The organism is Chryseobacterium mulctrae (assembly GCF_006175945.1).
Classification (GTDB): Bacteria; Bacteroidota; Bacteroidia; order Flavobacteriales; family Weeksellaceae; genus Chryseobacterium; species Chryseobacterium mulctrae.
Window position 1 is genome coordinate 158,152 of the sequence record NZ_VAJL01000001.1, and the last position, 12,796, is coordinate 170,947.

The 12,796-nt window shown below is 37.0% G+C and carries 9 protein-coding genes; 5 read left to right on the plus strand and 4 right to left on the minus strand.

All coding sequences use genetic code 11. The features are described from left to right. The first annotated feature begins 1,181 nt into the window (after window positions 1-1,181). The 4 genes from FDY99_RS00700 (at window position 1,182) to FDY99_RS00715 (ending at window position 4,727) form a co-directional block, all read left to right on the plus strand. Window positions 1,182-2,423, plus strand: coding sequence for a tyrosine-type recombinase/integrase (locus tag FDY99_RS00700; protein WP_139418678.1), 1,242 nt, complete (start codon window positions 1,182-1,184; stop codon window positions 2,421-2,423). A gap of 15 nt (window positions 2,424-2,438) precedes the next feature. After that, window positions 2,439-3,173 carry a hypothetical protein gene (locus FDY99_RS00705; RefSeq protein ID WP_139418679.1) on the plus strand — a complete coding sequence of 245 codons (735 nt, stop codon included), beginning with the start codon at window positions 2,439-2,441 and terminating at the stop codon, window positions 3,171-3,173. Between the two features lie 78 nt (window positions 3,174-3,251). Then, on the plus strand, window positions 3,252-3,530 hold the full coding sequence (locus tag FDY99_RS00710; protein ID WP_139418680.1) for a helix-turn-helix domain-containing protein: 279 nt from the start codon (window positions 3,252-3,254) through the stop codon (window positions 3,528-3,530). 75 nt (window positions 3,531-3,605) lie between these two features. Continuing rightward, window positions 3,606-4,727: a primase-helicase family protein gene (locus FDY99_RS00715; RefSeq protein WP_317129802.1), complete on the plus strand. Its 1,122-nt coding sequence runs from the start codon at window positions 3,606-3,608 to the stop codon at window positions 4,725-4,727. Between the two features lie 616 nt (window positions 4,728-5,343). On the opposite strand, the gene istB is transcribed toward FDY99_RS00715, so the two are convergent. Beyond that, complete coding sequence (gene istB / locus FDY99_RS00720; RefSeq protein WP_139418563.1) at window positions 5,344-6,081, minus strand: IS21-like element helper ATPase IstB; 738 nt, start codon at window positions 6,079-6,081, stop codon at window positions 5,344-5,346. Between the two features lie 12 nt (window positions 6,082-6,093). Next, entirely contained in the window at window positions 6,094-7,644 is a 1,551-nt protein-coding gene (istA, locus tag FDY99_RS00725; RefSeq protein ID WP_139418575.1) for an IS21 family transposase, read from the minus strand. 198 nt (window positions 7,645-7,842) lie between these two features. Between istA and FDY99_RS00730 the strand changes: the two genes are divergently transcribed. Then, the gene (locus tag FDY99_RS00730) at window positions 7,843-8,157 is read left to right on the plus strand and encodes a hypothetical protein (protein ID WP_139418565.1); all 315 of its coding nucleotides are present in this window, start codon (window positions 7,843-7,845) and stop codon (window positions 8,155-8,157) included. Between the two features lie 60 nt (window positions 8,158-8,217). Here the strand turns inward: FDY99_RS00730 and FDY99_RS00735 are convergent, their stop codons facing one another. Together FDY99_RS00735 and FDY99_RS00740 are read right to left on the minus strand one after the other, a co-directional pair. Continuing rightward, window positions 8,218-9,567, minus strand: a complete 1,350-nt coding sequence (locus tag FDY99_RS00735) for a RagB/SusD family nutrient uptake outer membrane protein (RefSeq protein ID WP_139418566.1) — start codon at window positions 9,565-9,567, stop codon at window positions 8,218-8,220. 11 nt (window positions 9,568-9,578) lie between these two features. Beyond that, a complete protein-coding gene (locus FDY99_RS00740) occupies window positions 9,579-12,758 on the minus strand; it encodes a SusC/RagA family TonB-linked outer membrane protein (RefSeq protein WP_139418568.1) in 3,180 nt (1,059 codons plus the stop codon). Window positions 12,759-12,796 lie beyond the last annotated feature (38 nt).

Below are 12,796 nucleotides of genomic sequence, written 5' to 3' on the forward strand. Positions count from 1 at the left end.
TGTCTTTATTAGCTATAAACGAAAAATAAACCAACATTAAATTTCAGATACAAATAACCAGAACCTTATTATTTTACAATAATAAGATAAAATAATTTAATTTTGCAATTATATTATTAAAAAAAGGATTTAATTTTTATAAATTTATAAATTTCATCCTCGTTGTTTTTGAGGGATATCAAAGAACTCGTGAAAAGAATTTTTATAAGAAAACTAAAAATATTTTAGAGTGAATGTTGTTATTCTGTATTTGCATCAGTAAAAAGCCATTTCTCAGCAGAAATGATAAATAATGATCTTTATTAATTTGCAAGTTTTAATGATAGATATTAAAGAATCAATTGAATATTAATAGAAGAATGCAGGATTCAAAAAACTAAGTTACATAATAATGTGGTATCTTATTACTAATTCATTTTTTTAAATTCATAATTTCACCTTTAAATAGCAAACAAGGACCATTTAATACATTATCATCAAATACTTGCCCACGTGAAAGAAGCATGCCATACGAACATTATTCAACAAAAAAACAAGAAATCTATTTTGAGATTGTGATCATAGTTGCATCTTTTAAATTTGTATTTACAGTCTTACCACTTATATCCTATTGTGAAGAAAACAGATCTTAAGATATACATACGGTGTCTTCATTCTGATAGTGTGAAAATTTTATCTTGACATCAAACAACTCCTTTATTACAGACTCAATAATAACCTATTTTGGTGTTCCACTTTTTATCGATTCACCACCCTTCAATGCAATGATATTTCATAGTGTGGTAACTTTAATTGTTAATAATTTACTTTTTGTTACCACTTTCTGCAAGATGTACAATCGTTAGACTGCCTATTGGTCGGGTTTCCCTGAGTTTTTCGTGACCTATTTTCAAATTTTCAGGATGGGTCACGAAAAGGGTCATATAAATCGTGACCTGTTTTGATTTTTTTTGACTCTAGCGTAAAACAAAAAACGCTGCAAACATTGATTTTTACAGCGTTTTAACTTATTTTTAGTTTCTCAACCAGCGGAGAGTGAGGGAAATGAACCTTGTTAAAATTAACATATCTAACTTTATATAAGTATTCTATTTATCAATATTTTAAGTATATTTGTATCAATGAAAACAAGTTGTTTTTATGTTTAATTATGAAAGTATTAGCACCTAATTTAGCACCTTATGAATTCTACCTTCAAACTTAAAGAACCCAACGGCGAAAAGGAAACACTAATTTATTTCCGTTCTTATTTTGGAAATGAAAATAAGAATTTTATCTATTCTACAGGTGAAAAAATAAAACCTGAAGAATGGGACTTCGAGAATCGACAACCCAACGACCTAAACGGAAGAACAAAAAGAGCAGAGAGCCACAGAAGTATAAAAAAACAACTCGATAGATACATCGGTTATTTCACCGAAATTGTCAATCGTTACAAGAACATTGGAGAAGAGATAACGATTGATATTATAAGACAACGATTTGATGAAGAGTTTAAAAAGATCAAAAGAAAGGATGATTTTTTCAGAATCTACGATGAATTTGTTCAGGAAAAAGAAAATGATTATTCAGGAAAAGGAATATCTAAGTCAACAAAAAACAGATATGAATATAACAAAAAGTTATTAGAGAATTTCCAAGAGGAATATAAAATAAAATTAAGCTTAGGGAATTTCGATGAAAAGATCTATAATAAGTTTCTCAAATACTGTATCGAAGAAAAAGACCATTCTGCCAATACTGTCCATAGAAACGTGGGATTGTTAAAAACGTTCTTTTATTGGACTTTGAGCAAAAAATATACTTACAACAATGGTTTTATCAATTTCAAGAAACCTCCCAAATTCCGAACAGACGAGATAGCTCTCAACTACGAGCAGGTAGAAAAAATCCATCAATATGATTTCAGCACCAATAAAAGACTTGAAAGGGTCAGAGATCTGTTTGTATTTGGTTGTGTAACCGGAATGCGCTTTGGAAACTACAGCTCTATTTCCAAAGAAGACATTCAGGGAGACTTTATTCGAGTGATTGATTTGAAAAGCAAAACCAAAAACTTGGCAATTCCTTTAAACAGTATTTCCAGAGCAATTTTAGAAAAATACGACTATGAACTTCCAAATATTTCCAATCAAAAGATGAATGAATTTATTAAAGAAGTTTTCAAGAAAATGGAATTCACCGAGGATATCAAAAAGACGATGAAGTACGGGGATGAACTTGTCGAAAAGAAAACTGAGTTCTGGGAAAGAATATCTTCACATACTGCCCGAAGAAGCTTTATTACGATAATGAAGAACAACAAAGTACCGGACAAAGTGATTATGAGTTACACAGGTCATACGAGTTTAGAGGTCTTCAATGCCTATTACAGACCAAGTGAAGACGATAAAGTCAATTATATGAACGAAGTTTTTAAATAATTATTAATTTAGTTTATGGATCAGAAGAAATTATACGGACGATGGAATTTTTGGGAAGAATTTGTAGGTTATCCTATGATGATTTATTATCGAATCAGGGGAGAAAAAATTCAAAAGATGTTGGCAAAAAGAATTGACAAAGCCAAACAGAAAGCTGGCAAAATTGTTCTTACTGAAAAAATAAAAAATGAGTTTTTGATTCGGTACGAAAAGTTGGATAATTTTTTCAGTTTTCATTTCAAAGACATTGACGCATCCAGAAATCATAATTTTGAAGAGAAGATCCAATACTGTTTAGACCAATACAAAAAAGAATCTAACAACCTAATAAGTTCAAGTAATATGATGAAGTTGCAGGGGAATTTTCTCAACGGTGCTGAAGCTACCCTTCTTCTATATTTTGCTTTAGACAGCAAAACAAAAAGAGAGATTCGGCTTTCCGATATTATGATCGGTGAAAACAGTTCTAAAATTTTCATTGCTTTCTTGAAAGTCAAAAAATTCATCGATGAAAATCACAATTTACTCGTAGATCAGAAATCTTCTTTCATCAGAATACACCGCTTTTTGAAGGACAATCATATTATTAATCCCGATTATCAAGATTCCACGATTATTGAGGCAATGGAAAATGAATATAATACCAATTTTGATAAAGGAACATTTTCAAGAGCAGTCCTTGTGAAACCCAATGATTTTGAAGAGATTATCTATCAGGAATTATCTAAACTATTTAATATCAGCTATTAAACTTTACGCAATTGAGTAGAATTGTATGATTAGTTATCCTAATCATACAATTTTGTCTGCAAATAAAACAATATCGTTATGCAGACAACCAATCCATTCCAAACCATTCTTGATGAATTAGGGGAAGTAAAAGAGATACTCTATTCTCTCAAAAAAGAACCTGAAATCGAATTGAAAAAGAAGCTATACTCTATCAAAGAGTGTTCAGAAATTCTTAAACTCGATTATCAGACGGTTCGCTCACACATTTTAAAAGGGAACATTAAAGCGGAACAAATCGGACGATTCTATCGAATTAGCCATTTGGATCTGATGAATGCTTTAAACGATGTCAAATCGCTAAAGTATAAAAGATAACGAACCCATTTGTTTATCCGAATCACTATTGTTTAACCTTTCCGTATTTCCTGTACGGTATAAAATCCTTTAAAAATGAGCGAAAAAATTCCTTATATAAGAGTAGGAACAACGTACTATAAAAAGATTGAAAAACCATTAATTTCCGGAGATAAGATCTCGATATTAGTCCGCTGGAATCGTGAAACGATTATCAGCGACTATGGAAAAGTATACGTTTCAAAAGTTCCCAAGTATGATGGCTTCTGTTGCATTCCTTCCCATCTGCAATACCAGCAGATCATTCAAGGATTCTACAATGTCTACAATGAAATCCCTTACCAGCCTATTGAAGAGAATTTAGAAATCGATTCACTTCTAGAAAAAATTCCATTTTCCTTGAAGTTTATGGAACATATTTTTGGAGAACAGTTGGAGCTGGGCTTAGACTATATCAAAATTTTGTTGCAATATCCCATACAAATGCTACCGATCCTTTGCTTGGTCAGCAAAGAAAGATCTACCGGAAAATCCACATTCATTAAATGGCTTAAATCTATCTTCGGACTTAATATGACCTATATAAAAGGAGATTCCTTCAGCAGTCAGTTCAATTCGGATTGGACATCGATGTTGATTGTAGCCATTGATGAAGTATTCTTCGAAAAAAAGGAAATTACGGAACGTTTAAAATATCTTTCCACGACTGACAAAGACAAAAAAGAAGCCAAGGGAAAAGACCGTGAAGAAGTAGAATTCTTTGGAAAATTTATTCTCTGTTCAAATAATGAAGACAATTTCATTCAAATCGATGAAAATGAGATCCGATTCTGGATAATCAAAGTAAGATCAATCAAAAGCGAGAACACTGAATTTCTGCACAATCTCTACAAGGAGATTCCCTATTTCCTTCGTTACCTAATTCAAAGACCCTTCCACAGTCATAAGGAGACAAGGATGTGGTTCACAGATTCACAGATCAGAACGAAGGCTCTTCAAAGATTGGTTTGGAAGAACAGCAATAAACTGGAATCCAAGATCATCGAACTTTTATATGAGTTTTTCGAAAGTAATGAAGACAGCAAAATCCATTGTATTCCTCAGGATATTTTCAATATGCTGGGTAAAAAATGTTCAAAAACAGTTATTGGACAATCAATGATGTCAGGAAATTACTCAAAGAAATCTGGAAACTCGAGCCTGAAAAAAATTCATTAGCCTATATCAAATACGACCTAGATTATGGTTTAAGTTTTTTCCAACAAAATAAAACAGGGCGGTATTTTACAGTAGAAAGGAATTTTATTCTTCAAAAATTTGATGAAATGATGAATTAATAGATAATGAAAATAAAATCAATTAGTTACAGCTCATCAAAAGCCTCATCAAATTTTAAACCCTTGATTTTTGATGAGAGACTGATGAGAATAATACTTCAAGTTTGATGAGATGATGAGAGATTGATGAGAGTGTAAAATATTATCATTCAGCTAAATACAATGTTTTCTCATCAATTCATCAAAAATTAGTCAGAACCAAACCAAACCGCTTGAACTGACAGAACACCTACTATTTATCACCAAAAAACAGTAAAAATTACAACAATGAACTGCAAACAATTCAACAGCATATCGTTGGAAGAAGTCCTCCAAAATCTCGGACACCTTCCAACGAAACAAAATGAAAAAGAAGCTTGGTTGTAAATTCCAGTGATATTGACCACCCAATTTCAATTCAAAGTGACCAGGTAATTTCGGTTTAAATTGACCACCCTTAAATTTGATAAAAACTCTTGTTTTTCATGTGTCAATTAGTATTCAAATATAATAAATAATTACTCCCTGTTAACTCCTCTCTTTTTTCTCATAGATTCCCCCTGGAGTTCCAGGCGGTGAGACTGATGTATAAGTCTGTCCAGAATAGCATCGGCAATGGTCTTTTCACCAATAATGTCATACCAGCCCTGCACCGGGATCTGCGATGTTACAATGATGGATCCGTTGTTGTGACGGTCTTCTATGATCTCCAGAAGGGTTATCCTGTTGGCACTGTCCAAAGCCTGAAGACCAAAATCATCAAGGATGATCACATCCTGTCTTTGTATTTTTGCAAGTTCGCGCAGGTATGACCCGTCTGCTTTTGCCATTTTTAGTTTGGCAAACAGCTTGGAAGTATTAAAATAATTGACCTTGAAGCCTTCGATACAGGCCTGATAGCCCAATGCGGTTCCCAGGTAACTTTTACCCACGCCTGTACTTCCTGTGATCAGGATGTTTTCATTTTTTTCTACGAACTCACATCCTGCAAGACGCATTACCAGATTACGGTCGAGATTGCGGGTGTCATCGAAGTTGATACTTTCAATACTGGACCTGTAATGGAACTTTGCATTTTTGATGCTTCGCTCTATGCGCCTGTTGTGCCTCTCATCCCATTCGGCATCGATGAGCATCGATATAAACTGGTCGAGGGTATAATGGTCTGTCCTTCCGCTTTCAATAGCGGTCTTAAAGGCATTGTGCATGCCGTAAAGCTTCATTTGCTTCATTTTGCTCACTGTCGGTTCGTTCATAACTGTTGATATTTAATGATAATATTGTTTTCCTCTGATGTTGCCGTGATCAGGCAGTTCCTGCTCCTTTTCTTCTTTTTCCGGATCGATCATCTGATCCAGATTGTTCTCCAATATCTTCTGTACGGTCTTAAAGCTGTAGATCTTAAAATCCAATGCCCGTTTACAAGCATTTATCAATCGCTCTCTTCCTACTTTCTTTTCGAAGTTCAGGATTCCCAGGCAGCTTTTGTAAGCTTGCTCGGGATGATTCCGACTGTCGATAATTTGGAGGATATATTCTCCCACTGCAGTATCAATACTGTTTGCCCAATCGATAAAGCGGGCAGCACTCCATCCGGCCACGAACTGGTGGGTGCTGGCTAAATGTTCTGTAATGGTCGTGTAGACATAAGGCTTGTAATTGCGTCTGTGCATCGCGATCCTGTTGTATTTATAGTAGATCTCCACAGTGGAAGATGTGTATAGGATCTTGATCTTTTTCTTGATATACTGGTACGGAACACTGTAGTAGTTCTTATCCCGGCTCAACTGTACGTGCCCGTTCTGCATCACTGTTGCAAAGGATTGGTACCTGATCTCAAAACGACGCTCAGGCAGTGGGCGCAGCTGCTGCTTCTCGTCCTCCAGGAACAGCTCGTAGCGGGAGTAAGGGCGTCCTGTGAGCTTGCGTTTGTTATGAGAGTCCAACAGATCCCAGATCTCACTATTTAGTTCATCCAGGCCGCAGGATCCCTGTTGAAGGTTGGCGTAGATCCTTCTGTACAGGATCTTTACCGCTCCCTCTACCAAGGATTTATCCCTCGGTTTGTAAGCCCTGGCAGGCAAGATGGTCGTTTCATAATGTTCGGCCAGATCGGCCAGGGTCTCATTGATGGTGGGTTCAAAACGGCTGCTTTTGATCACTGCGGATTTTAAATTATCAGGAACGATCGCTGCCGGTGTGCCTTCAAAAAAGCGGATGGCATTTTCTACAGAACGTACAAAATCTTCCTTCTGCTGGCTCATAGAGGCTTCAGCATACGTGTACTGGCTTGCTCCCAGAATAGCTACAAAAAACTGAACTTCTTTAAGCTCCCCGCTTTCCTTATCAATAATGGAGAGTGTTTTCCCTGCATAATCGACATACATCTTATCACCGGATTTGTGATTCATATGCATCACCGGGTTCACACGCTTGCCCCATATCTTGTAATGATGCCGGAACTGTGAACTCTGAAAACCATCAGGATGCAGTGCAAGATATTGCTCCCACATATGATGGATAGTGATTCCTACCTTTTTGAGCTCACGTTCCATCTTTGGGAAAAAATCGTACAGGGACTGTAGTTTGGGGCTAATGGACTCCGCGGTGGTATTGGAAAACAAAAGTTCCAGCTCGGCATCTGTCTTGGCATTGATCGCATCAAGGTTTAAGCCCAGAATCTCATACAATGAGATGTATTTTTTAACGGTATTTCTGGAAAGGGATAAATAGCTGCTTATAAATAACTTGCTCTTTCCAGTGCTGTAGAATTTTATGACTTTTCTAATTTTACTCATGTCTGTTATTTTATTTGCCATAATCCGCTTTTTTTAACGAATGTATGACGCTAACATCATGAAAAAATCAAGTCGTTTTTATCTCAAATATAACCCAGATAACAGGTGGTCATTTTGGACCGGAAAGTGGTGGTCACTTTGCTCCGAAATCAGTGGTCAATTTACTCCGAAATTAGGTGGTCAATTTGACCGTCTTTTCCATATAAAAAGACCAATAAAATGAAATTCAATCAATTTTTGAAAATGAATGCGGTAGCTATTGCAGCTGTTATGTTTACAGGTGCTCTAATGTCTTTTAAAATCGCAGAAAAAAAGGCAGAACCAATGCAATATTTTTATAACAGTAGTAGTGTCGCAACTGGAGCTTTCTCCCAAGTATCCAATTGGACAGAAGGAGTAGGTTCAGGATGTGTTACTACAGGGAATAAACCATGTACAATCACAGTTCCTGATGGACAAGATTTAATTGATGTGATTGGGGGATTAACTAATAGTGAAATCCTTGATATTCATCCTCTTGAAAAACGACAATAACAGTCCTTTCAATCAGTATTAAAAAGTAGGGTTGACAATAATTTGCCAACCCTATTATTTTTATCTTGGATTCTGTGGCATTCCCGTAAGCGAAATAATATCTTCGGGAATAGCTATTGCATATCGTGGATCATTGGGAGGTAAAGTGTAGGTTTGCCCGTTAACCGTTCTGGTAAGTGTAATATTTGCACCATCACGATTGTATCTTTTTAGGTCTGACCATCTTAGTCCACGAATGAGAAGTTCTTTTCTTCTTTCCTTCAAAATAATAGTCAGAGCATCTAACTGTGAACTTGCTGTTATCGGAACATAAGTTCCTGTTTTCCATCTTTTGGAAAGCAAATTATTGAGATAACCCATACCTTCTTGGATTTTATTCAGTCTTACATTACACTCAGCTACCATCAAATAAAGTTCATCGGTTGCCACACTGACAATCGGTCCATTGACATTATTATAGTAGCCTTTGAATAGAACTTCATTAGCTGTATTTTTTCTGAAAAATACAGTTTTGCGCAAATCATTGTTATTATACATCTGGTAAATGTGGTCGGGAATCTTGGCAGGCATTAAGTGGGACTCATAGGTTATAGCTGTCCACAAAAGAATTTCTTTATTCATTTCCTCAATAGGAAAATCAGCATTGGAATTCAGAGTATTAAAATCCATCAGCTCATTATTGATGCTCAATGCTTGCTGAGTATTGTAAAGCGCATTATTATAATCTCCCATGAATAGATAGGTACGAGCCAATAAACCGTACACAGCGGCTCTTGATATACGCATCCCTGAAATCTGCTTAGGCAAGAGTAACGGTATTGCAGTCTGCAGATCACTGATGATTTGCTCATAGGTCTGCTTGACTGTTGAACGCACTGATGGAATATTCATATCGGGGTCAAGTCTTAGCGGAAGCCCCAAATCTGTTCCTGCAGTTTGAGGATTATAAACCTTACACCAGATCTGAGCAGCATCCAGATATCGGAAAGCACGTAATGCCAATGCCTGACCTCTGATGTTATCTGCCTGTTCTCCTGTAAAGTTTTTATCCTGCATATTGAACAGAACGGCATTACAAATATAGATGCTTCTGTAACAGGTAGACCAATCATTTCCTGATGAAATGGGATTCGCCACATTATCAGGCATCCACGTATGAAAACGTTTGGTCGCCTCAAAGCTCAAACCATTGTAATCCGCATCTGTAAGATAATAATCATCCGAACTTGTTTCTCCACTCGAAGCAAAGTCGACATTGAGGAAACCATAATTATTGAGAAGCATCTGGTTGTCTTCCAATCTGTCCAGAGTCGCCAGTTTCAGGTCGGACTTTTCATCTAAAAAATCACTGCATCCAAACGAGATCAGAATTAATGATAATGATATTAAAAATATTTTAGTTTTTCTCATTTCTATCAATTTTAAAATTTAGCTTTTAATCCTAAGGTGAAGGTCATAGGAGGTTTTAAGACATTGTTTCCCAAATTGAAATCAGGGTCGATTCCGCTTTTACTCTCTTGCCAAAGTATTCCGAGATTACTCACATTGGCATACATCTGAAGACTTTTAAGCGGTAAACCACGCCATTGCTTTTTACTGATCTCATATCCAAGATTGATGTACTGCAGACGGATATGGTCGCCTTTTTCAATCAGGGCAGCCGAACCTGCATAGAATGCATCCCTGTTGGAATTCGTCTGATAGAGATTGGAAGGAACATTGGTAAAGGCTTCATCACCTGGTTTCTGCCATCTCTGCTCGTAATCGCTGTGACCATTCCATTCCCTGAATAAACTGGTGTAGTTAATGGACGGTTTTCTGAAATAATAACCCAGCTTATAAGTAATTCCAACATCAAGGCTTAGTTGCTTGTAAGCAAACGTGTTCGTGAAAGAACCGTAAACAGTTGGTACTGCTGAACCGAAATACTTTAGGTCTTTGACATCGCCACCCATTATATTAGCGTAATCCTTACTGACCTCTCCATTCAGATAACCTCTTGGGTCACCTGTCTGAGGGTCAAGTCCTGCCCATTGATAACCGAACATCGAATACACAGGTAAGCCTTCAATTCCTGATATAGGAACAGAAGCAAGTACGAAGTTCCTTGCCATAGTACTGCTCGGATAATACTTCGTCACTTTATCTTTGTAGGTACTGAAATTAAGTGTTGTAAGCCATCTGAATGATTTGTTGATATTGATGGTCTTGAGTTCCACATCAACACCTTTTCCTTCTATTCCTGCAACATTCCATACAAGACTGCTTAGTCCAATGGTGTAATCCAGTGGAACCTGTCCGAAAAGATTTTCTCCTTTTTTCTGGAAATACTCCACTGAACCTGAAATTCGGTTGTTTTTGGTTGCAAAATCCAATCCTGCATTGATCATTCTGACCGTTTCCCAACGAAGCTGGGGATTGTAGTAATTGTCAAATCTCGCCATCTGCTCCTGCGTGTATGTTGAAACACCGAGCAATGCCATTGTTGTTACAGCCACCATTGCAGGATTGATATTCCCATTGAAACCATAAGAACCTCTCAATTTCAGATCAGGAAGCCAGCTCACAGAATAGAACTTTTCATTGCCTACATTCCAAGATAGACCTGCCGACCAGAAAGGATTCCATTGGTCATTGGTCTTCAGCCCGAACAAGTTGCTGGCATCACGACGGGCACTTCCCGATATGGTATATCGGTTATCAAATGTGTAGGCTGCATTGGCATAGACCGAAACAAAACGATTGGTTGATTCCCTCAAAGAATTCAGATTATCGATAAAAGCTGTACCTCCTGCAATGATCGGGAATCTCTTGCTGAGGTCGACCGTTCCAAAGGAAAGGTTATTCGAGTCGTAGCCATAATAACGGTTATTGCTCGACTGTGAATTGGAATCTCTTACCTCACTTCCCAAAATAGCTGAAACCTGATGGTTACCAAAACTTCTGTTAAAGTTGAGCTGTCCTCTGAAGTTGTTAATTAACAATTGCGAGTTGGTCTTATCTATTATTGCTCCTTTGGGTACATTGTAGGTCAGACTGCCATTGGAATTAATGACCGTGAACCTGTTTACATAATCTCTTACAAAGTAACTTCCTTCATCATAAAGGGTATTGGAAAGTCCAGTAGTTCTTTGATACTGATATTTTATATCAACATCCAATCCTTTCAACAGTTTGTAATTCAATCCTGCGTTGAGAATGATTTCCGAACTTCTGCTTTTAGCAGTATTGTGCTCCCAATCGGTAAGCGGATAATAATTCCAGTCCAGTAATTTTCCGTTTCCTAATGCTGATTTATAACCCTGCTCATAAGATTTTGAAACTGCCAACGGATTTCCGAATGCATCTGCCATTTCCATATAGGGAACAGCGTTGGTTTTCATAATAATGCTTCCAAAAGCACTGCGTCCGCTTTGGGTCGCTGAATGAGTGAAAAAGATTCCTGTGTTCAAAGTAAGGTTCTTCAGTGGTTGCCAGGTATTGTGAAAACGAAGGTTCACACGCTCGTATTTTTCACCAAGATTTCCCGTATTGTCATCATATCCCAAAGATGATGTCCAAGAAAATTGAGGAGCTCCGCCTGCCATACTTAGCGAATACTGTCTGTTCTCCAAAGGCTGATACATATACTTTTTGTATTGGTCACGGGAGTCAATCGTCTTTAGGCGTTCTATTTCGTTTCTTACATATTCGGATGAAAGCAGTCCTTTCTTTTCTTTATTCAAAAGGTCAACCACAGGAGATAATACAGGATGACTTGTGGAATTAATATCTGTATTGTAGAAATTCTTCTTGAACATTTCCTGTTCGACATCGATGTAGTCTGCACTTGACATTGTTTTCAGATAATTGAAATCAGGCTTTGGACTCGTCATTAAATAAGTATTGAAATTGACGGTCACAGGCTGGTTGTACTTTGCTGTTTTGGTTGTAATGACAATCACACCGTTAGCCGCCCTTGCTCCCCAGATACTCGATGCGGCGGCATCTTTAAGAACGGTAATGCTTTCAACAATGTTGGGATCAATATTGCTGATGTCCCCGTCATAAGGAAAATTGTCTACTACAATCAAAGGCGATTTAGGTCCCTGAATGGTACTTAGACCTCTGACCATAATTTGTGAGCCTCCTTGGGAAGTACCTTTATTAATAACAATTCCGTTGGCTGTCGCAGCTAAACGGTCAAGAATATTGGTGGAAACCTGTGTATTCAGGGCTGCATTACTCACCGATGAAAAAGAACCTGTGGAACGTTCTTTAGGGATTTTCTGATAACCTGTCGTGAGTACTACCTCATCTATTTGGGCTATCTTTTCGGATAGATTAATTTTTAATGGTTCTTTCAAAGGAAGCTCCAAAAAAATGACCTGCTCTTCATAGCCTTTACCGATAATAACAAGATTGATTTTTTTGTAATTGGTACTAAGACTGAAGTTTCCATATCTGTCCGTAGTAGTTACGGTTTTTGAGTTCTGTATGGTGATTGTTGCTCCTCTTACAGGTAATCGGGTTTTTTCGTCGATAACGCTTCCTGTAAACATCTGCTGTGCCATTATAGGCACGCAATAGCATAGGACGGGAAGCACTAATAATTTCTTCATAGTCTGATATAGTTTTGTGTTAATGTAAATTCAATGAT